Origin of the sequence: Arthrobacter sp. CG_A4 (assembly GCF_035985125.1) — a bacterium.
GTDB lineage: Bacteria > Actinomycetota > Actinomycetes > Actinomycetales > Micrococcaceae > Arthrobacter.
Genome location: NZ_JAXCID010000012.1, coordinates 45436 through 65462, shown reverse-complemented (window position 1 = coordinate 65462; position 20027 = coordinate 45436). Strand labels below are relative to the sequence as shown.

Annotated in this window: 17 protein-coding genes and 1 pseudogene; 2 read left to right on the top strand and 16 right to left on the bottom strand. The window is 67.3% G+C overall.

Annotated elements, in window-relative coordinates:
- The first annotated feature begins 551 nt into the window (after positions 1 to 551).
- Positions 552 to 2051 (top strand): annotated as a pseudogene (locus RCH07_RS07330) (DUF4158 domain-containing protein).
- 227 nt (positions 2052 to 2278) lie between these two features.
- On the opposite strand, the gene RCH07_RS07325 reads toward RCH07_RS07330, so the two are convergent.
- The 3 genes from RCH07_RS07325 to tdh all read right to left on the bottom strand — a co-directional run bounded on the left by RCH07_RS07325 (position 2279) and on the right by tdh (position 5671).
- Positions 2279 to 2791, bottom strand: a complete 513-nt coding sequence (locus tag RCH07_RS07325; RefSeq protein WP_326966803.1) for a hypothetical protein — start codon at positions 2789 to 2791, stop codon at positions 2279 to 2281.
- Between the two features lie 537 nt (positions 2792 to 3328).
- A complete protein-coding gene (locus RCH07_RS07320) occupies positions 3329 to 4549 on the bottom strand; it encodes a glycine C-acetyltransferase (RefSeq protein ID WP_326966802.1) in 1221 nt (406 codons plus the stop codon).
- 75 nt (positions 4550 to 4624) lie between these two features.
- Positions 4625 to 5671 carry an L-threonine 3-dehydrogenase gene (tdh, locus tag RCH07_RS07315; protein WP_326966801.1) on the bottom strand — a complete coding sequence of 349 codons (1047 nt, stop codon included), beginning with the start codon at positions 5669 to 5671 and terminating at the stop codon, positions 4625 to 4627.
- A gap of 147 nt (positions 5672 to 5818) precedes the next feature.
- Here tdh and RCH07_RS07310 point away from each other — a divergent pair, with 147 nt between their 5' ends.
- Positions 5819 to 6733: a LysR family transcriptional regulator gene (locus tag RCH07_RS07310; RefSeq protein WP_326966800.1), complete on the top strand. Its 915-nt coding sequence runs from the start codon at positions 5819 to 5821 to the stop codon at positions 6731 to 6733.
- Here the strand turns inward: RCH07_RS07310 and gatB are convergent.
- The 13 genes from gatB to trxB all read right to left on the bottom strand — a co-directional run bounded on the left by gatB (position 6730) and on the right by trxB (position 20019).
- Positions 6730 to 8235 (bottom strand): Asp-tRNA(Asn)/Glu-tRNA(Gln) amidotransferase subunit GatB, encoded by a 1506-nt coding sequence (gene gatB / locus RCH07_RS07305; protein WP_326966799.1) that lies wholly within the window; start codon positions 8233 to 8235, stop codon positions 6730 to 6732. The genes RCH07_RS07310 and gatB overlap by 4 nt on opposite strands.
- The gene (gatA, locus tag RCH07_RS07300) at positions 8235 to 9788 is read right to left on the bottom strand and encodes an Asp-tRNA(Asn)/Glu-tRNA(Gln) amidotransferase subunit GatA (protein ID WP_326966798.1); all 1554 of its coding nucleotides are present in this window, start codon (positions 9786 to 9788) and stop codon (positions 8235 to 8237) included. The genes gatB and gatA overlap by 1 nt, the downstream gene beginning before the upstream one ends.
- Before the next feature lie 4 nt (positions 9789 to 9792).
- Positions 9793 to 10089 (bottom strand): Asp-tRNA(Asn)/Glu-tRNA(Gln) amidotransferase subunit GatC, encoded by a 297-nt coding sequence (gene gatC / locus RCH07_RS07295; protein WP_326966797.1) that lies wholly within the window; start codon positions 10087 to 10089, stop codon positions 9793 to 9795.
- Between the two features lie 223 nt (positions 10090 to 10312).
- Positions 10313 to 10834, bottom strand: a complete 522-nt coding sequence (locus tag RCH07_RS07290; RefSeq protein ID WP_326966796.1) for a hypothetical protein — start codon at positions 10832 to 10834, stop codon at positions 10313 to 10315.
- Positions 10835 to 11011: 177 nt separating this feature from the next.
- The gene (locus RCH07_RS07285; protein WP_442784788.1) at positions 11012 to 11749 is read right to left on the bottom strand and encodes a formylglycine-generating enzyme family protein; all 738 of its coding nucleotides are present in this window, start codon (positions 11747 to 11749) and stop codon (positions 11012 to 11014) included.
- 49 nt (positions 11750 to 11798) lie between these two features.
- Positions 11799 to 12302, bottom strand: coding sequence for a GNAT family N-acetyltransferase (locus RCH07_RS07280; protein WP_326966794.1), 504 nt, complete (start codon positions 12300 to 12302; stop codon positions 11799 to 11801).
- Between the two features lie 109 nt (positions 12303 to 12411).
- Entirely contained in the window at positions 12412 to 13260 is an 849-nt protein-coding gene (locus RCH07_RS07275; protein ID WP_326966793.1) for an inositol monophosphatase family protein, read from the bottom strand.
- A complete protein-coding gene (gene ligA / locus RCH07_RS07270; RefSeq protein ID WP_326966792.1) occupies positions 13257 to 15635 on the bottom strand; it encodes an NAD-dependent DNA ligase LigA in 2379 nt (792 codons plus the stop codon). Before ligA ends, RCH07_RS07275 begins: the two co-directional genes overlap by 4 nt.
- Positions 15636 to 15754: 119 nt before the next feature.
- Positions 15755 to 16018, bottom strand: coding sequence for a hypothetical protein (locus RCH07_RS07265; RefSeq protein WP_326966791.1), 264 nt, complete (start codon positions 16016 to 16018; stop codon positions 15755 to 15757).
- A 501-nt stretch (positions 16019 to 16519) separates the two neighbouring features.
- Positions 16520 to 16942 carry an arsenate-mycothiol transferase ArsC gene (locus RCH07_RS07260; protein WP_326966790.1) on the bottom strand — a complete coding sequence of 141 codons (423 nt, stop codon included), beginning with the start codon at positions 16940 to 16942 and terminating at the stop codon, positions 16520 to 16522.
- Positions 16939 to 17616: an arsenate reductase ArsC gene (locus tag RCH07_RS07255; RefSeq protein ID WP_326966789.1), complete on the bottom strand. Its 678-nt coding sequence runs from the start codon at positions 17614 to 17616 to the stop codon at positions 16939 to 16941. The genes RCH07_RS07260 and RCH07_RS07255 overlap by 4 nt, the downstream gene beginning before the upstream one ends.
- A gap of 1 nt (position 17617) precedes the next feature.
- Complete coding sequence (locus RCH07_RS07250; RefSeq protein ID WP_326966788.1) at positions 17618 to 18943, bottom strand: FAD-dependent oxidoreductase; 1326 nt, start codon at positions 18941 to 18943, stop codon at positions 17618 to 17620.
- A gap of 68 nt (positions 18944 to 19011) precedes the next feature.
- Positions 19012 to 20019, bottom strand: coding sequence for a thioredoxin-disulfide reductase (gene trxB, locus RCH07_RS07245; protein WP_326966787.1), 1008 nt, complete (start codon positions 20017 to 20019; stop codon positions 19012 to 19014).
- Positions 20020 to 20027 lie beyond the last annotated feature (8 nt).

The following is a 20027-nucleotide window of genomic DNA, read 5'->3' as shown; positions in this document are numbered from 1 at the left end:
CCCGTCACAACTGTCTCAAGATGCGGGCACAAACTCCCGCCGCCGATTTCCGGGACGCTTGAGAAAACGGAACACAGAGTACGGCAAGCACGATTTTTGTCGGCCCTTGTCGTAATCTGAGTTCCGTTTTCATTGTGGCTAGTCATGTGATGTATAGCGGGGGCACCAAGTTCCTGGGCACGGAGCCGTGCTTCATGCGCCTCCCAAACCTCCGTGCGGTCCCGGTCGAGTTCGCCGTCAGGCCCGAAGACGACTGTGCATTTCGTACAGCGGGTTGCGGGGAGGAAATCAGCGGGCAACGGGTCGAAGACCAAATTGTTGATCGCCTCGAACAACGTCACCGACTCATCGAAGCCGCAGTTCACGCAGACCCGGCCATAAACGCTTCCCGACTCCTCCGGCAGGTAGTCCTTGTCCGTTTCGTCAGGGTCGGGGGTTGAGCCGCATTGGAACGGTCAGTACGTTTAGATGGCTGTCGGGCGTGAGTTGGCGTGATTGGTCGTTCCGATGGAGGTCGTTTTGCGTTCCGGCGGGGGGCGTAGGTTCGTTAGATGCCGGTGGAGTTTCTAAATGATGATGAGGTCGCTGCGTACGGGCGGTTTACTGGTGCGCCGTCGTGGGCGGATCTGGAACGCGTGTTCTTCCTGGACGACGAGGACCGGGCCTTGGTCGGTGTCCGGCGTGGTGGGCATTCTCAGCTCGGGTTCGCGTTGCAGTTGGTGACGGTCCGCTGGCTCGGGACGTTCCTGGAGGACCCGGTGGATGTGCCTGTCGTGGTGCTGGACTTCGTCGCTGAGCAGCTGGGTGTTGATGATTCGTCCCGCGTGGACGAGTACACGAGGCGGCGTACGACGTCATTCTAGCATCAGCGGCTCATCCGTCGCGTGTACGGGTGGGTGGACTTCACGGTCGTGGAAGCGGACTTCGTTGCGTGGGTGTCGGCGCTGGCGTGGACGTCGGGTGACGGGCCGAAGGCGATCTTCGCCGACGCGTTGGGCTGGTTGCGGCGTCGCAAGGTACTGCTTCCCGGGGTCAGCACATTGGCGCGTCTGATCGCCCGGCTCCGCCAAGAGGCCGCCGAACGGTTATGGGGCGATTTGGAGGCGTTGGTGACCAGCAGCCAGCGATATGTCCTGGAGCAGTTGTTGGAGATCCCGCACGGGTCGCGGGTCTCGGACCTCGAGCGGTGGCGTAAAGGTGTGACACCGCGCGCTTCGGGTCCGACGATTATCAAGGCGTTGGACCAGGTCGCCGAGGTCACCGCTCTGGGGCTGGCACGGATGGGCGTGGAAGGCATGCTGCCGCAGCAGCGGCTGGATGAGCTGGCGAAGTATGGGATGCGGGCGGATGCCTCGACGCTGCGCCGGCACCCGCCCGGCCGCCGAGTGGCGACTTTGTTGGCTACGGTGCGGCATTTGGAGGGTAAGTCGGTCGATGACGCCCTGGAGTTGCTTGACCTGTTGATGGTCACCGAGTTGCTGAACAAGGCGCGAAGAGCTTCGGACAAAGACAAGGTCCGCACGCACCCGCGGCTGGCGAAGGCGTCAGCGCGGCTCGCCGCGGCGGTGGGGGTGCTGTTCGCCGCCGAGGGGTGGGGCGAGCAGGTGCGGATCGGGCAGGTCTGGGAGGCCATCGAAGAAGTCGTTTCCCGAGAGCAGATACGTGCCGCGTTGATGGTGGTCGGCGAGAACGTTCCTCCCGCTGACACCGACGAAGGTGATGACTGGCGCACCGAGCTGGTCAAACGCTTCCCCACGGTGTCGGGGTTCCTCAGGGTGCTCACCCAGGTCATCACATTCGGGGCCAACGCCGAAGGTGCGCCTGTGTTGGCGGCGATGACAGGGGTGGCGACCAGTCGTCGACGGCGACAAGCGAGCCGCCATCCTCGCCCGCCGCGCACGCGGCGAATCCATTTGCACCATCGCCACCGCGGTGGGAGTCTCGATCGGCGTCGTCCACAAGACCCTCACCAAGCCCACACCCACGCCCGAGTGAGCCCGGTAAGGCTGCAAGAACCCGCCAGCCCAAGCCCGCGAGACACCCAAACGTGACAGACTGTTCCAATGCGGCTCAACCCCCTAGGCCTGGGTATCTGGTTACCAGTCTGGGAACGGCGACGCCGGGCGCGAATTCGGGAACTCATGGCCCGGTTCCCAGACAACACATCCCAGGTTCACAACTGATTGGTCTGCGGCCCGTCTGAAGCGGATCATGCCCGTGGGGACACTTTGGCGGACTCCGGCCAGGACGAATCGGTGTAGGCCACACCCACGCCGGCTCATTTAGCCTCCGGGGAGCCGGTAACGGCGCCGAGAATCCTTCGGAGCGATTCGGGCCGGGCGGCCACTTCGATGTCCCCTTTGTCGGTGGTGAGCCGGATTGCTAGGAATCCCGGATGGGTGAGGTATTTTTGCTCCTTCCGGTCGATCTTCCTGGGCCCGGCGGACACCGCTACAAGGGCTGTGAACGCAGTTGGTCTCCCGGTGGGCTCCAGCGTGTCGTAGACGGCCGGTTGGAAGTTCATGCCCGCAGTCCCGTCGAACGTCACGACCCCCATGTTCCAGATACCGCTGAGGGATCCGGCACGCGAGTCCGGGTAGCGGAGATAGACCAGCACCCCGTCCTGCGCGTCGAGCTTGGCAGCAGTCCTGCGTTCGCTGCGGGCCTGCACGTACCAGAGAACTGCCGCGTAGAAGGCCCACACCGCCGCGCTGACGAGGGTCTCATCCAGCGGGCGCCCCCAGCTGACAAAAAGCGCTATGCCCGCGCCCCACGCAGCAGCGAGCACCATGAACGTGGCCAATTTGCGGTGGGCAGCTATCCACTTCCTCAAGCCGACCAGCACCCGGAAACCATCGACCCGACGAAAAACCGAACGAGCGCGACCCCGGCCAGGATGACAACCACTACCCAGACGCGGGCAGGACCGGTCGGCCCGCCCGGTGACCGGAGACTCCACCTGCCCACACGGTTCCCAAGGCAGTGACTGCGAGTCCGGCCGGCGGTAGCGCACGGAACAACACCATCTGCGGCCCAGGGACACCGGAAGTTCGATCTGATGCCGCGGCAGAAGCCGCGTTTCGCCCAACAAACACTGTAGCTCCCCGGCTGGAAACGAGAGATTACCCTCAATGTACGACCTGGATTATCCACTGACCAGAGAAGTCTGCAGGTCTGTCATGTCCAGTTTGGCGGCGACCTTCTTGGAATCCAGTGGCTTGGATCGATCGTCGCGAAGATTGACGGGAGCGCGAAAATTTTTGAACGTCCTGTCGAAGAATTAGGCAGGCAGCGCCGGACCCCCTTGCGTGGGGCCTGACCTCAGGGATTAGCCAACGACGGTTTCAGCGACGGCGGCGCGGCTGCGCACGAACGCCTGGACGCAGGACTCGACGTCGTCGGTGCTGTGCGCGGCGGAGAGCTGCACGCGGATCCGGGCCGCCCCCTTGGGCACCACCGGGTAGCTGAAGGCCGTGACAAAGACGCCGTTGTGCAGCATCGCATCGGCCACCTTGGCGGCCATGACGGCGTCGCCGAACATCACGGGGACGATCGCATGCTCGCCGGGGAGAAGCTCGAAGCCCTCCTCGGTCATCCGGGTACGGAACAGCTCCGCATTGGCGAAGAGTTTACTGCGCAGTTCCCCGGAGTTCTCCACGAGGTCCAGGGCCATCAGGGTGGCCGCGACAATGGCCGGAGCCAGCGAGTTGGAGAACAGGTACGGGCGGGCCTTCTGCCGGAGCATGGACACCACTTCGCGGCGGCCGGAGACGTAGCCGCCGGAGGCACCGCCCAGGGCCTTGCCGAAGGTGCCGGTGTATATGTCCACCCGGTCTGCGACGCCGGCGTGTTCCGGGGTGCCCGCGCCCGTGGCGCCCATGAAGCCGACGGCGTGGGAGTCGTCCACCATGACCATGGCGTCATACTTCTCGGCGAGCCCGCAGATCGCCTCGAGCGGGGCCAGGAAGCCGTCCATCGAGAAGACGCCGTCGGTGACGATGATCTTGCGCCGGGCCGGGTTCTCCTGCGTGGTGGCCTGGATCAGCTTGGCTTCGAGGTCCGCCATGTCCTGGTTGGCGTAGCGGAAGCGCTGGGCCTTGCAGAGCCGGATGCCGTCGATGATGGAGGCGTGGTTGAGGGCGTCGGAGATGACGGCGTCTTCCGGGCCGAAGAGGGACTCGAACACGCCCCCGTTGGCGTCGAAGCAGCTGGAGAACAGGATGGTGTCCTCGGTGCCGAGGAACGCCGAGACGCGGGCCTCGAGGGCCAGGTGCAGGTCCTGGGTGCCGCAGATGAAGCGCACGCTGGCCATGCCGAAGCCGCGCTCGTCCATCGCGGACTTGGCCGCGGCGATGATCTCCGGGTGATCCGCGAGGCCCAGATAGTTGTTGGCGCAGAAGTTGAGCACGTCCGCGCCGGACTCGCCGATCCGGCCGGCCTTGATGTGGTTGGCCTGGGGTGAGTCGATGTGCCGCTCGGTCTTGAACAGGCCGGCGCTGCGGATTTCGTCCAGCTCGTACTGCAACTGGTCCTTGATGGCTGAATACATGGGTTGTGCTCCTCAGCTGAATGTGTGCGGTGTGCCGGATGTCGGCGGCGGGCGGGGGTCCGGAAACGGGAAGTTCTAGAACCCGGTCCAGTCCAGGACCACCTTGCCGCCGACACCGGCGCGGGCGATCTCGAAGCCCTTCTCCCAGTCCGCGGCGGCCAGCGTGTCCGTGACGACGGCGGAGATGTTGGCGCGCAGTACCGGGTTGGAGGACAGCATGGCACTCATGGCGTACCAGGTCTCGAACATTTCACGGCCGTAGATGCCCTTCATGGTCAGCATATGCGTGACCACCTTGCCCCAGTTGATATCGATGGACTGGCTGGGCAGTCCCAGCATCGCGATCCGGCCGCCGTGGTTCATATTGTCGATCATCTCAGGCAGTGCCGTGGGGTGTCCCGACATTTCCATGCCGATATCGAATCCCTCGCGCATGCCCAGTTCGCGCTGGGCGTCCCTGACGCGCATCTTCGAGACGTCGATCGCGAGGTCGACGCCGAGCTCCCGGGCCAGTTCCAGCCGCGGGGCGGAGACATCGGTGATGGCGATCTTCCTGGCTCCGGCATGGCGGGCGACGGCGATTGCCATCAGCCCGATGGGCCCGGCACCGGTGATCAGCACGTCCTCGCCGACGAGCGGAAAGCTCAGCGCGGTGTGGACGGCGTTGCCGAAGGGGTCGAAGATGGCGCCAAGTTCCGGCGTCACGGAGGGGTCCTGGTGGACCCAGACGTTGGTCTCGGGGATGACGACGTACTCGGCGAACGCGCCGTCGCGTTGGACGCCGACGCTCACGGTGTTGATGCACATCTGCCTGCGGCCGGCGCGGCAGTTGCGGCAGATCCCGCAGACGATGTGGCCCTCGCCGGAGACGCGGTCCCCCACCTTGACGTCCAGGACGTCCCCGCCGATCTCCACCACCTCGCCGTAGAACTCGTGGCCGGCGATCAGGGGGGCGTTGATGATGCCCTGCGCCCAGGCGTCCCAGGACTGGATGTGCAAATCGGTGCCGCAGATGCCGGTGGTCATAACGCGGATCTTGACATCGCCCGCGCCGGTTTCCGGCTCGGGGCGGTCCACCAGCTCGAACCCTGCGTGGGCGCCGGCCTTGTAGAGAGCCTTCATGGGCCTTCCTAACTTTTGGGGAAACCCTCCCGCGGAGGCGGGTGATGTGGGACAACTCACCCTATTAGACCGGGGTGGAAAGCATTAGCACAACCGGATTTTTCTCAATCGACGATTTAGCTTTTGCTTGCGCTTAGACTGGTCGGCATGGAAATCCACCAGCTGGAGATGCTCCGGGAACTCGGCGCCCTCGGCAGCGTCAAGGCCGTCGCCGAAACCCTCCTCGTCACGCCCTCGGCGGTGTCCCAGCAGCTCGCCGCCCTGCAGAAGACGGTGGAGGTGCCGCTGACCCGCAAGGAGGGCCGCAACCTGGTGCTGACCGGGGCCGGGCAGGTGCTCGCGGATGCGGGGGCCGCCGTCGTGAGCGCCATGGCGGACGCCCGGACGGCCATCGGCGCGTACCACGGCTCCCCCGTGGCGCCCGTGACGCTCAGCGGCTTCCACAGCGCCGGCCAGGCGCTGTTTGCCCCGCTTGCCCGGCTGCTGACCGGTCCGGGCCAGCCGCGGATCCTGCTCTCCGACGAGGACGTGGCACAGCAGGACTTCCCGGCGCTGACCGCCCGCTACGACCTGGTCCTCGCGCACCGGATGGACCACAGCCCGCGCTGGCCGGCGGAACGCGTCGCGGTGATCCCGCTCGCGCACGAGCCGCTGGATGTGGCGCTGCCTGCCGGGCACCGGCTGGCCGGCCAGCGGGCGGTGACGGCGGACGACGTCGTCGGCGAACCATGGGTGACCAGCCACGCCGGCTACTCCCCCGCGGATGTGCTCGCCGCCGTCGCCGCCGTCGCCAGCCGGGAACTGAACATCGTCCACCGGATTAACGACTACTCCACCGTGGCCGCGCTCGTGGCGACCGGGAGCGTGATCGGGCTGCTGCCGCGGCATACCGCCCGGCCCGTGCTGAACCCGGACATCGTGCTGCGCCCGCTGGAGGGCATCAGCACCCGCCGCCGGATCGACATCCTGGCCCGGCCGGAGAACCTTAAGCGCACGTCGGTCGGAAAAGTCTGCGAAGCGCTGCAGACCATCATGACCGGGTTGGTGGGCGGGTCGACCTAGCCGTCGACGCCGAGGCGCTCCAGGATCAGCTCGCGGACGCGGCCGGCGTCGGCCTGGCCGCGGGTGGCCTTCATGACGGCGCCGACAATCGCGCCGACCGCCTGGACCTTGCCGCCGCGGATCTTGTCCGCGACGCCGGGCTGCCCGGCGAGGGCCGCGTCGATGGCTTCGAGCAGCGGCCCGTCGTCGGAGACCACGGCGAGGCCGCGCTTCACCACGATTTCCGCCGGGGTGCCTTCGCCGGCGAGTACGCCGTCGAGGACCTCGGTGGCCATCTTGTTGTTGATCTTGCCGTCCTGGACCATCTGGTTCAGTTCGACGATGGTGGCCGGTGCGACGCCGAGCTGGCCGGGATCGACGTCGGCGTTCTTGGCGCGCCCCACGATCTCGCCCATCCACCATTTGCGGGCCACGGTGGCGGTGGCCCCGGCGGCGATGGTTTCCTCGATCTCGTCCATCACGCCGGCGTTGACGACGTCGCGGAACTCCAGGTCGGAGTAGCCCCAGTCCGCCTGCAGGCGCTTGCGGCGGGCGGCCGGCGGCTCGGGCAGGGTGGCCCGGAGTTCCTCGACCCATGCCCGCGAAGCGACGATCGGCACCAGGTCCGGTTCCGGGAAGTAGCGGTAGTCGTCGGCGTCGGACTTGGGCCGGCCCGACGTCGTGGTCCGGGTGTCCTCGTGCCAGTGCCGGGTTTCCTGGACGATCGGCTCGCCGGCGTCCAGGACGGCGGCGTGCCGCTGGATCTCGTAGCGGACGGCGTGTTCGACGGCACGCAGCGAGTTCACGTTCTTGGTCTCGGAGCGGATGCCGAAGCGTTCCCGGCCGTGCGGGCGCAGCGAGACGTTCGCGTCGCAGCGGACGTTGCCGCGTTCCATCTTTGCGTCCGAGACGCCGAGGTTTTTGACGATCTCGCGGACGGCCGCGACGTAGGCCTTCGCCAGTTCGGGCGCGCGGCTGCCCGCGCCCTCGATCGGCTTGGTGACGATCTCCACGAGCGGCACGCCGGAGCGGTTGTAGTCCACGAGGGAGTAGTCCGCGCCCTGAATCCGGCCGGTGGCGCCGCCCATGTGGGTCAGCTTGCCGGCGTCCTCCTCCATGTGCGCGCGTTCGATCTCGACGCGGAAGATGGTGCCGTCGGAGAGTTCGACGTCCAGGTAACCGTCAAACGCGATGGGCTCGTCGTACTGGGAGGTCTGGAAGTTCTTCGGCGTGTCCGGGTAGAAGTAGTTCTTCCGGGCGAAGCGGCAGGTCTCGGCGATCGTGCAGTTCAGCGCCAGGCCGATCTTGATCGAGGACTCGATCGCGGTCTTGTTCACCACGGGAAGCACGCCCGGCATGCCGAGGTCCACCTCGTTGACGTTGGTGTTGGGCTCGTCGCCGAACACGTTCGGCGCGGAGGAGAACATCTTGGTCCTGGTGTTGAGCTCCACGTGGACCTCGAAGCCCAGGACGGGATCGTACTTCTCCATCGCCTCTTCGAAGCTGAGGGTTGCGTCAGTCATTAGTGGGAACCTCCGTGGCTCGCGACGGCGTCATCGGTCAGTATGGGTGCACGGTCCAGCAGCGGGCCGCCCCACTGCGCCTCGAGCAGGGATTCGAGCACAGCGCCCACGCGGTAGAGGCGGGCGTCCTGGCGGGCCGGGGCCAGCAGCTGGACGCCCACCGGCAGCCCGTCCTCGTCGGCCAGGCCGCCGGGCAGGGACAGCCCGGGCACGCCTGCCATGTTGGCGGGGATGGTGGCGACGTCGTTGAGGTACATCGCCAGCGGGTCGTTGAGCTTCTCGCCGAGCTTGAAGGCCGTGGTGGGCGCAGTCGGGGAGATCAGCACATCGGCGAGTCTGAACGCGGCCTCGAAGTCGCGCTGGATCAGGGTGCGCACCTTCTGGGCCGAGCCGTAGTAGGCGTCGTAGTAGCCGGCGCTGAGGGCGTAGGTGCCCAGGATGATGCGGCGCTTGACCTCGTCGCCGAAGCCGGCGGCGCGGGTGGCCGCCATAACGCGTTCAATGGTCATCGGGCCCTCTTCGGGGAGCACCCGCAGGCCGTAGCGGACGCCGTCGAACTTGGCCAGGTTGGAGGATGCCTCGGAGGGCATGATCAGGTAGTAGGCGCCCAGGGCGTACTTGAAGTTGGGGCAGGAGACCTCGACGATTTCGGCGCCGGCGCCCCTGAGCAGCTCGAGGGATTCGTTGAAGCGGTTTTCGACGCCGGCCTGGTAGCCCTCGCCGTGGAGTTCCTTGATGATGCCGATCTTCATGCCGCGCACGTTGCCGATCGACGCGGCGGCGACGAGGTCCTCCAACGGGTCCGGCAGCGAGGTGGAGTCGCGCGGATCGTGCCCGCCGATGACCTGGTGCAGCAGCGCCGAGTCCAGCACCGTGCGGGAAACCGGACCGATCTGGTCCAGCGAGGAGGCCATGGCGATGGCGCCGTAGCGGGATACGCCGCCGTAGGTGGGCTTCACTCCCACGGTGCCGGTGACGGCGCCGGGCTGCCGGATGGAACCGCCGGTGTCGGTGCCGAGGGCCAGCGGCGCTTCAAAGGCCGCGACAGCGGCAGCGGAACCGCCGCCGGAGCCGCCGGGGATCCGGTCCAGGTCCCATGGGTTGCGGGTGGGGCCGAAAGCGGAATGCTCGGTGGAGGAGCCCATGGCGAATTCGTCCAGGTTGGTCTTGCCCAGGATCGGCATCTTCGCGGCGCGGAGGCGCTCGACGACGGTGGCGTCGTAGGGGCTGTGCCAGCCCTCGAGGATCTTCGAGCCGGCCGTGGTGGGCTGGCCGATCGTGACGATCAGGTCCTTGACGGCGATCGGCACACCGGCGAGCGTGTGCAGCTCTTCGGCGGCGGCCCCGCCCGCGGCGCGGATCGCGTCCACCTCGGCGGCGACGGCGAGCGCCTCGTCCGTGTTGACGTGCAGGAAGGCGTGGACCTTGCCGTCGACGGCGGCGATGCGGTCCAGGTGGGCTTGGGTGACCTCGACGGCGGAGACTTCGCGGGCGGCCAGCTTGCCGGCGAGCACCGCGGCGGAGGATCGGATCAGTTCGTTGTTCTCAGTCATGTTCTTAGCCCTCATCCAGGATTGCCGGGACCTTGAAGCGGCCTTCGTACGCGTCGGGGGCGCCGGAGAGTGCCTGCTCGGCCGTGAACGTGTGGCCCACAACGTCGTCGCGGAACACGTTCGTCAGCGGGATCGGGTGGGACGTGGCCGGGACGTCGTCACCGGCGGCTTCGCTGACGGATTTCACCGAATCGACGATGACGGCCAGTTCGCCGGCCATCCTGGCCAGCTCTTCAGCGCTCATCTCGATGTGCGCGAGACGCGCGAGATGCGCGACGTCGTCGCGGTTGATCGCAGCCATGGATCTCCCCTGCAGGTTCGGTATATTTTCCGTCCCAGTCTACGTGGGTTGAACTGCTGTTACTGCCCGACTGTTACTGTCCGACGGCGTCTGCCCGCAGGGGTGCTTGTCCGCGCTCACCGTCGACGGCGCCGTCGACACCCACCTGGCCACCAAGCAACGCGGGGTCACTTGCGGCCCATCCGGAGGGCCGAGATGGGCCGTAGGTGACCCCGCGTTGTAGTTAGGTGGTGATGTCCCCGCGCTTGCGGAATGCGTTGCGGCGGGCGTGCTCGTGGACCCGGCTGAGGACGTTGATCTGCGAACGCGCCTCGTCGCCAAGCGCCGCGAACCTGGCCGGATCGAGACCAAGATCGGGTGCCAGTTCTTCGAGGGTCTGCCAGCCGCCGAGCTTGCCCAGGATCGCGGCGCGCATCAGCTCGGCTTCCAGCACCATGGTCATGGGCGAACGGCTCACAATGCGGCCGTTGAGTTTGAGCCGTCCGGCGCGTTCGACGAGCCACGCCGCCGCCTGGCGGTGCGGACGCTGGCGCACACCAAGGTCATGGATCAGCCGGCGGAGCATGTCCCGTTCCCGGTGAATGTCCGCGCTCAGCTCTGCGAGTTCCTTGGCCACCGGGGTGTCGGAGAAGGCCTCGGCCATCCGTCCGATCCGGGAAACACCGGCGGTGGCACCGGTCAGGTGGTCCGACAGATAGAGACCAAGGAGCTTCTCGTCGATCGAATCGGGGATGTGCGGTGCCATGAATCCTCCAGCTGTACTCGTGCCGTTCCCAGCGTGCATCAGGAATTGTGCCCTGACCGCCAACCCTACCCGGAGCCGGCATCTACGGCGCTGCGGCCACTGGCCGGGATCACAGCCCGCCGGCGGACGATGGCGGCTCGCACCGGTTCCGGCTCCACGGCTGTCGAGGAAGTCCGTTCAGCGGAGCGGAGTCCAGCCAAATGGCAGCAGGCCCTGGCCCGCGGCCCGCTCGTGATCCTCGGCTGCCGACCACCCCTGCGCTTCGTCAACGCACCGGAATCCTCCCCGCGCAACCCGGAATCCAACATCGTCGAGACGGGTCCCTGGTGCTCCTCCCCGGCGGGCGGATGCGCGCACGCTCCATGAGGGATCGGCGAATCCGCCACCGCGGAAGACCCTGTAGTCGTTGTAGCGGGCCGGGTCCAAAAGGTTCCAGCACCACTCCCAGACGTTTCCGAGGGTGTCGAAGAGTCCAAGCTCGTTGGGGAGTTTCAATCCGACCGGTTGAGGCGACGACACACGGTCGTGGCTGGTCCAGGCCGCTTCCGGGAGCGGACCGTAGTGCGGTGTGCTGGACCCTGCCCGGCAGGCAAACTCCCATTCGGCTTCGGTGGGTAACCGGAAGCCCTCCGCGCAGACAGTCCACCGCACATCGGTGCCGTGCACAACGTAGGACGGGGCGAGTCCGTAGGATTTCGATGCAGCATTGCAGAGCTCAATGGCATCAATCCAGCTCACACTGACAGCGGGGTGCTGCGGCCCGGCTCCCGGCTTTCCACCGGACAGCGCGCCAAGCTGATGTGCCGTGACCGGAAACTTTCCGATCTCGAAGGGCTGAAGTTCTACTGCCCACCGGCGCTTCCGGCGCGCGTCATGCAGCGATACGACTCCCCCCGAGACACTCACCATTTCCATCCGCGCCACGCCTCCAGTATGACGGGGCCTGTCTGCAGCAGCGGCCGGACTAAAGCTCCTGGCGGTAGACGAGTAGCCTGATGTCCGTGTCCGGGACCACCCAGTCGCGCTCGGGGGCGCGTTGGAAGCCGGTCTTTTGGTAGAGGCCGTGGGCGCTTTCCCATGTCACGCCGGTGGTCAGGGCCACAGCGTGGATACCGGGCAGCGACCTCGCGTGCTCCAGGATGGCGTGGACCATGGCCTTGCCGGCTCCGCTGCGCTGGACGGCCGGATCCACCACGAGCATGCGGAATTCAAGCTCATCGCCGTAGGCAATGTCCGCGTAGGGTTCGCCGGCGACGGCGAGCGTCACGGAGGCGACAATCGTCCCGGCGCGTTCCGCCACCCAGATAGTGGCATTCGCGGCCCGCTTTGGCACGTCCTGGATCTGGCGCATATAGGGGTGGTCGGCGCTCTCAAAGTAGCCCGCGGCCAGGTAGGCGTCCCGGGTGATGCGGGCGACGGCGTCGTAGTCGGCCGCGACGGCGGGGCGAATGATGATCTGGGGATGCACCTGTCCATGTTACGGGCGGGCGCGCCGGGCCACACACCAACGGGCCGTTTCCGTGACTGAACTATCAGATCGGCCTGCCTCTGAGTCTCACGCCCAGCGCCTCAGCGCCTCACAGCGGGAACTTGCCAGCGAGTTCCAGCGTCCCGGCGCAGGTCCAGGCCGCGAGCCGCTCCTCGTCGGAGGGCCCGCCGTCGAGCACGCTGGTGAACCGGGGACGGCGCACCCAGCAGCCGGCCTCCTCCGCGATCAGGGCGCCGGCGGCGAAGTCGTGCTCGTTGAGGCCCCGTTCACCGTAGGCATCATGGGTTCCATCGGCCACCAGGCAGAGGTCCAGCGCCGCGGAGCCAAGCCGGCGGACATCCGCGAAGCCCGCCATGATGCTGCCCAGCCCGGCGGCCTGTTCGGCCCGGACCGCCGGGTCGTAGCTGAACCCGGTCGCCAGGATCTGGCCGGCCCGCCCCGCGGCCGGGCCGAACAACTGCGTCAGACGGCCTTTTTCTTCAAGCCAGGCGCCATGGCCGCGGGACGCGTAATACGTCCGACCCAGCGCAGGGGCGTTGACGACGCCAGCCAGCCAGGCGCCGTCGGGATCCGCCACGGCCACGGAGGTGCCGTAGTAGAGAATGTTGCGGATGAAATTGGTGGTGCCGTCGAGCGGGTCGATGGACCAGCGGTAACCGCTGGGTGACGCCGGGAGGATGGTGCCGCCTTCCTCCCCGGTAATGGTGTCGAACGGCCGCGCCGCGGTGATGACGTTGCGCACGGCGGTTTCCGCAGCGAGGTCGAAGGCGGTTACCCAGTCACCCGCGTCGCCCTTGTTGCTGACGCCCAGCCCGGCCGCGTTCCTGCCGGCCAGGACGGCCGCCCCGGCCGCCGCCGCCGTCTGCGCCAGTTCCAGCAGCGCGACCAGATCCGGCCCGGCTCCCGCGTCCAGCGGTGCGGTGGGATCGGCGCTCATTCGGTCACCACGTCCTGGTGGTCTTCGTCGGCACCCTCAGGAGCGCCCTCCCCGTCGCCGTTCTCAGCGTCCGCAGCCGCCGGGTCCGCAGCCGCCGGGTCCGCAGCCGCCGGGTCCGCAGCCGCCGGGTCCGCAGCCGCCGGGTCCGCAGCCGCCGGGTCCGCAGCCGCCGGCTCCGCAGCCGCCCCCGGACCGCCGTCGGGCCCGTCGGCCAGCAGTGCGCGGAAGCCGTCCTCATCCAGCACGGGAACGCCGAGCTGTTCGGCCTTGTCCAGCTTGGTGCCCGCGTTCTCGCCGGCCACCACATAGCTGGTGTTCTTCGAGACAGAGCCGGCCGCCTTGCCTCCCCGGATCAGGATGGCCTCTTTCGCCTCGTCCCGGCTGAAGCCCTCGAGGCTTCCGGTGACCACGATGGTCAGCCCCTCCAAGGTCCGCGGCATGGACTCGTCGCGCTCGTCCTCCATCCGGACGCCGTCGGCCGCCCAGGTGTCAACGATCTCGCGGTGCCAGTCCTCGGCGAACCATTCGGTCAGGGCCGCGGCGATCACCGGGCCGACACCGTCGACGTTGGCGAGCTCCTCTTCGGATGCCTTCCGGATCGCATCCATGGACCCGAACGCGGTCGCGAGGGCGCGGGAGGCCCGCGGGCCGACGTGCCGGATGGACAAAGCCACGAGGACGCGCCAAAGCGGCTGGCTCCTGGCCTTTTCCAGTTCCCGGAAAAGCTTGTCCGTGGTGGCCGTCGGCCTGGACGCGATCTTGGCGGTGCCCTTGCTGTAGAAGTACGGAACCAGCTCGAACTCGCCAGTGGCCACACCCTTGGAGCGCTTTTCCCGCCGGATCCGGACGTCCGCGAGGTCCGCGGCGGTGAGCCGGAAAAGGTTCGCCTCGGTGGTGAGCGGCCCGACGTCGGGCTCCGCCGGCTGGGTGAGGGCGATGGCCGCCTCCCAGCCGAGCGCCTCGATGTCGAAGGCGCCGCGGCCAGCGAGGTGGAACACGCGTTCGCGCAACTGGGCCGGGCAGGAGCGGGAGTTGGGGCAGCGGATGTCCACGTCGCCCTCCTTCGCCGGTGCCAGGGGCGTTCCGCAGGCGGGGCATTCGGTGGGCATCACGAAGTCGCGGACCGGCGGATCCTGGGCGTCCCGGAGGGCCAGGACCGGGCCCACGATCTCCGGGATGACGTCCCCAGCCTTGCGCAGCACCACGATGTCGCCGATTTTCACGCCCTTGGCCTTGACCACTTCCTGGTTGTGCAGGGTGGCCATTTCCACCGTGGAGCCGGCCACCTTGACCGGTTCCATCAAGGCGTACGGGGTCACGCGGCCGGTGCGGCCCACATTGACCAAGATGTCCAGCAGCTTGGTGTGCACTTCCTCCGGCGCGTACTTGTACGCCACGGCCCAGCGCGGCACCCGTGAGGTGTGGCCGAGGGCACGCTGCGTGGCGAAGTGGTCCACCTTGACCACGATGCCGTCGATCTCGTGGCTGAGGCTGTGCCGTTTGTCGCCGTAGCGGGTGATGAATTCCAGCACGTCTTTGAGGGTGGGTAGGACCTCGAAGTAGGGGCTGGTGGGCAGGCCCCACTCGGCGAGCTGGCGGTAGGTGTCCGACTGGCTGGCCGTTTCGAGGCCTTCGCGCGCGCCGATGCCGTGCACGTACATCCGCAGCGGCCGTTTGGCGGTCTCTGCCGGGTCCTTCTGGCGCAGCGAGCCGGCGGCGGCGTTGCGCGGGTTGGCGAGCGGCGCCTTGCCGGCCTCGATCAGGGCCTCGTTGAAGGCGGCGAAATCCTTGGAGGGGATAAAGACCTCGCCGCGGACCTCCATCTCGGCCGGGAAGCCGTCGCCGTTGAGCTGCTGCGGGATTTCCTTGATGGTGAGGACGTTGTGGGTGATGTCCTCCCCCGTGGTGCCGTCACCGCGGGTGGCGGCGCGGATCAGCACGCCGTCGCGGTAGAGCAGGTTGACGGCCAGACCGTCTATCTTGAGCTCGGTCAGCCACGCCGGCGTCCCGTTGCCGAGCTTGGTGATGTTGGCTTCCGCCTTGACGATCCAGGCCTCCAGCTCTTCGAGTGAGAAGACGTCCTCGAGGCTGTACATACGTTGCAGATGTTCGACGGCGGCAAAGGCGGCGGACACTTCGCCGCCCACCTCCTGTGTGGGTGAATCGTTGGCCACGAGTTCCGGGTGCAGGGCCTCGATCGTTTCCAGCCGCCGGTAGAGTTCGTCGAACTCGGGGTCGGAAATGATCGGCGCGTCGTCCTGGTAGTACGCGAAGCGGTGCTTGCGGACCTGTTCAACCAGGTTTTCGTACTCTTCGCGGATGTCCTCGGACGGGGTCGGTGTTTCGCTGCCTGCTGCAGTCTTCCCTGTGCTCACAGACCTATCGTGCCCTAGATCGCCGACATTGTCCGGTCAGGAGTGTGGGCCGGGGCGCCGGCGTTAAGCAGCCTTGGCCCGGACGCTTCGTGCGTCCGGGCCAAGGCAGTGACCTCCGACTAGCGGGAGGCGCTTTCCTGCTCGGTGGCGTTGCGGCTGGCCTGCTTGCCGGCCTCCTGCAGCGCCTGCGAGACCTTCGCCAGCGAGGCAACGTGCTGGCCGTTCCATTCGCTGCGGAATTTGTCGGCGTCCGGCCCCTTCCAGTCGGTGCCCTCGAGCACCTTGGTCAGCATCGACTTCTGCTTGTCGATCTCCGACGAACCCGCCTGCAGCTTCGTCCCAAGAGTCTTGAGCTGAACAATGTCTGCACCCCAAATAGCCATTCGAAAATCTCCTTCAGCAATTGAAACGGACCCGATCCAGATCGGTGTCCCCCAGCGGCCCCCGGCTGTTCCGGAAGATCCATTGCCTAGAACCTACCCTGCGCCGCGAAAAACTGTCGATGGGCACCCCTCCCCATCCCGCCGCCGGACTGCGAGGATGGTCGCGGTGCGGGCACGGCCTAGTGGGCATTTACGTTAGTTCGCCCGGGTCCGGTGGCTGAGTCCAGGGGCGCGATCGCCGGGCTCCGGGACATGCCCCGCGCCCGGACCAGCGGATGGACATAGTGCCATTATGCCCGGTCGCGGGCGCGAAGAATGGGCATGTCCCGCTGGGCTGGACACCGGCCCAAAAGGACATGCGCCGCGCAGGGGGCAGCGGATGGACATAGTGCCATTTTGCCCGGTCGCGGGTGCGAAGAATGGGCATGTCCCCCGGGGCTGGACACCGGCGCGAAAACGTCCAGCCTCCGTCTGACCCCCGACGAACTAGCAAAATGACCACTAGCTCCCGGTGAGCTCCGCGTACAGCTTCCGGACCCGGGCCTTGATGTCGTCCCGGACCAGGCGCATGCGTTCCATCCCTTCGATGCCGCGCTCGGAGGGCTCATCCGTATCCCAGACCTCCAGCCGCTTGCCCTCGGGGGGTTCGACTTTCGCCTCATTGCCCAGAACGATGACGACGTCGACCGCGTCCAGTACTTCGGCGGTGACGTGTTTGGGGTGCTCGCCGGTGATGTCGATGCCGAGTTCTGCCAGTGCTTCCACGGACTGGGGGTTCAACGACTGGCCGGGTTTGGTCCCGGCAGAGTGCACCGTGACCGTCCCGTTTGCGAGCTGGTTCAGAAGTCCGGCGGCGAGCTGGGATTTTCCGCCGTTCTTGCTGCAGACGAACAGTATGCTGGGCGTTTTGGTGGTCTCGTTCATGCCTTTGACTCTTCCTTGACGGTGTCGGGGTGGTTGAGCAGTGACGCTGCCAGTGCCTTGACCCGGTCGTGGATCTCATCGCGGATGATCCGCACGGCCGCAACGGGCAGGCCGGCCGGATCGGCAAGCTCCCAGTCTTCGTAGCGTTTGCCGGGGTAGATGGGGCAGGAGTCGCCGCATCCCATGGTGATGACGACGTCGGAGGCGCGCACGACGTCGTCGGTGAGCAGCTTCGGGTATTCCCTGGTGAGGTCCAAGCCGATTTCGGACATCGCCGCGACGACGGCGGGGTCCAGTTCGGCGGCCGGGAGGGATCCGGCGGACCGGACGCGGATCCTGCCCTTGGCCTCGACGGTCAGCAGCGCGGCGGCCATCTGGGACCGGCCGGCGTTCTGCACGCAGACGAACAGCACTTCCGGGACATCACTGATGAAGGCGCCCTTGGATTTGGCGAGGGCGTTGAGCCGGTCGCTGGCGAAGTGCTCGGTGGTGGATGGCAGGTACGTTTTGATCTTCGCGGTCCGGGCCAGGGCGGTGTAGGACTCGAAGACATAGCGTTCCACCGTCTCAGCGGCGAACACCCCGGCAAACCGGTCGGCCAGTCGGGCGCTGATCCGGTGGAGGAGTTCGGTGTTGTCCTGCAGGCCCAAGCCGTGGTCAGGGTGGTCAGTCATGTCAGCGCTCCAAAAGGTTCAGTTGAAGAAAAACAGGGTCATTTCCCGCCGGAGCCTCGGGGACGTCGCAGCTGGTACCGAGGTCCGAGGAGCAGACGCCGGTTGCGGGGAGTTCGAGCCGGACGGTATCGGCCGCTTCCCGGTCCCCGGCCAGGGCTGCGGCGACGGAGCGTACCTGTTCGTAGCCGGTGGCGAGCAGGAAGGTCGGTGCCCTCCCGTAAGACTTCATGCCGACGATATAGAAGTCCGGCTCCGGGTGGGCCAGCATCCCCGCGCCGTGCGGCTCCACGGTGCCGCACGAGTGGAATTCCGGGTCGATCAGCGGGCCGAGCCCACGCGGGGCCTCGACGCCCGGGTCCAGTTCCAGCCGGAGTTCCCGGAGGATGCCCAGATCGGGGCGGAAGCCGGTGGCCGGAACCACGACGTCGGCTTTGAGGGTGCGGCCGTCCGTGGAGGTCAAGGTGACGGCGGCGCCGGCCGCGGTGACGGCGGCGATCCCGAAGCCGGTGTGCAGTTCGACTGCGCCGGACTCGACGAGGCTGCGGAGCCGGCTGCCGAGCTGGCCGCGGGCGGCCAGGCCGTCGGCATCGCCGCCGCCGTAGACCTTGGCGGCGGACGCGCCGCGGATAGTCCAGATTATCCTGGTGTCCGGTGACTGGCTGGCCAGTTCGGCGAGGTTGATCAGCGTGTTGGCGGCAGAGTGGCCCGCGCCGACCACGAGTGCCGTGCGTCCCTCGAACGTCCCGCGGTCGCGACCCAGGACATCAGGCAGCGGTGCGGAAATCAAGTCAGCTGCGGCGGCTTCGCCGCGGGCGGGCAGGCCGGAGGTACCGAGCGGGTTGCGGGTGGACCACGTGCCTGACGCGTCGATAACACCGGCGGCCCGGTAGTCGCGGACTTCGCCGTCGATGTGCTCGACCCGGACCACAAAGGGTGCGGTGTCGCGGTCGCGGCTGTGGGTCTTGTCCAGGCCGGCGCGGGTCACGGCGACGACCCGGGCGCCGGTGCGCAGGCGGGACGCAATCGCGGGAAGTGCCGTCAGGGGTGCGAGGTACTGGTCGATGAGTTCGCCGCCGGTGGGCAGCGCGGTCGGCTCAGGAGATTCCCAGCCGGTCCCGGCAAGAAGGCGGACGGCGGCCGCGTCGGTGTTGAACTGCCACGGCGAGAACAGCCGGATATGGCGCCACTGCTCGACGGCGGCGGCCGGCGTCGGGCCGGCCTCGAGGATCAGTGGCTTGATGCCGCGTTCGATCAGGTGCGCTGCGGCGGCGAGGCCAATGGGCCCGGCTCCGATGACAGCTACGGGAAGGTTGGCGGTTATATCCATGGTTTCCTCTGTTCCATCCAGTGCGGGTGGCGGTACATTACGGGGGCCTGCCTCCTCTTCCGTGTGTGTCAGGCGTGTGTGGGTTCTTCCACGAGGGCGGTGGCGATGCTGTCGGCGTCGTCGAGCGCGGCGAGGTAGCGTTCGGCGTCCAGGGCGGCGGCGCAGCCGGTGCCGGCGGCGGTGATGGCCTGGCGGTAGCGATGGTCCACGGCGTCGCCGCAGGCGAAGACGCCGGTGAGGTTGGTGACAGTGGTGGGGGAATCGACCTTGATGTAGCCCTCGGCGTCGAGGTCCACCTGGCCGGTGAGCAGTTCGGTGCGCGGGACGTGGCCGATCGCGACGAAGATGCCGGTGGCGCCCTGTTCCCGGTTTTCGCCGGTGCGGGTGTCGGTCAGGGTGACGCCGGTGACCTTGGCATCGCCGTGGATCCGGGTGATAGCGGAGTTCCAGGCGAAGCGGATCTTCGGATTGTCCTTGGCTCGCTGGGCCATGATCCGGGAGGCGCGGAGCTCGCCCTTGCGGACCACGACGGTGACGGTTTTCCCGAAGCGGGTCAGGAAGGTTGCTTCCTCCATGGCCGAGTCGCCACCGCCGACGACGATGATGTCCTGGTTGCGGAAGAAGAATCCGTCGCAGGTGGCGCACCAGGAGAGTCCGTGGCCGCTGAACTTCTTCTCTTCGGGCAGGCCGAGTTCCTTGTAGGCGGAGCCGGTGGCGAGGATGACCGCGGGGGCCTCATGGGTGGTGCCGGCAGCCGTGACGACGCGCTTGAGGTGCCCGGTCAGCGTCACTTCAGTGACGTCGTCGAACACCACCCGGGCGCCGAACTTCTCGGCCTGGGCCTGGAGCCCGTCCATGAGTTCGGGGCCCTGGACGCCGGCGGGGAAGCCGGGGAAGTTTTCCACCTCGGTGGTGTTCATCAGGGCGCCTCCCGCGGTGACCGCTCCGGCGATGACGAGCGGCTCCAGACCGGCGCGGGCGGCGTAGATCGCGGCGGTGTAGCCGGCGGGGCCGGACCCGATGATGATCAGCTGGTCAGTGTTTCCGGTGTCGGCGTTTCCGGTGTCGGCGCTCATGGTCGTAC

Coding starts and splice junctions, on each gene's coding strand:
- RCH07_RS07320 (WP_326966802.1), bottom strand. CDS start 4,549: ATGTATTCAGCCATCAAGGACCAGTTGCAGTACGAGCTGGACGAAATC.
- RCH07_RS07285 (WP_442784788.1), bottom strand. CDS start 11,749: ATGGAAATGGTGAGTGTCTCGGGGGGAGTCGTATCGCTGCATGACGCG.
- trxB (WP_326966787.1), bottom strand. CDS start 20,019: ATGAGCGCCGACACCGGAAACGCCGACACCGGAAACACTGACCAGCTG.
- gatA (WP_326966798.1), bottom strand. CDS start 9,788: ATGACTGAGAACAACGAACTGATCCGATCCTCCGCCGCGGTGCTCGCC.
- RCH07_RS07325 (WP_326966803.1), bottom strand. CDS start 2,791: ATGGTGCTCGCTGCTGCGTGGGGCGCGGGCATAGCGCTTTTTGTCAGC.
- RCH07_RS07290 (WP_326966796.1), bottom strand. CDS start 10,834: ATGGCACCGCACATCCCCGATTCGATCGACGAGAAGCTCCTTGGTCTC.
- RCH07_RS07255 (WP_326966789.1), bottom strand. CDS start 17,616: ATGACTGACCACCCTGACCACGGCTTGGGCCTGCAGGACAACACCGAA.
- RCH07_RS07275 (WP_326966793.1), bottom strand. CDS start 13,260: ATGAGCGCCGATCCCACCGCACCGCTGGACGCGGGAGCCGGGCCGGAT.
- RCH07_RS07310 (WP_326966800.1), top strand. CDS start 5,819: ATGGAAATCCACCAGCTGGAGATGCTCCGGGAACTCGGCGCCCTCGGC.
- RCH07_RS07250 (WP_326966788.1), bottom strand. CDS start 18,943: ATGGATATAACCGCCAACCTTCCCGTAGCTGTCATCGGAGCCGGGCCC.
- gatC (WP_326966797.1), bottom strand. CDS start 10,089: ATGGCTGCGATCAACCGCGACGACGTCGCGCATCTCGCGCGTCTCGCG.
- RCH07_RS07260 (WP_326966790.1), bottom strand. CDS start 16,942: ATGAACGAGACCACCAAAACGCCCAGCATACTGTTCGTCTGCAGCAAG.
- gatB (WP_326966799.1), bottom strand. CDS start 8,235: ATGACTGACGCAACCCTCAGCTTCGAAGAGGCGATGGAGAAGTACGAT.
- RCH07_RS07265 (WP_326966791.1), bottom strand. CDS start 16,018: ATGGCTATTTGGGGTGCAGACATTGTTCAGCTCAAGACTCTTGGGACG.
- tdh (WP_326966801.1), bottom strand. CDS start 5,671: ATGAAGGCTCTCTACAAGGCCGGCGCCCACGCAGGGTTCGAGCTGGTG.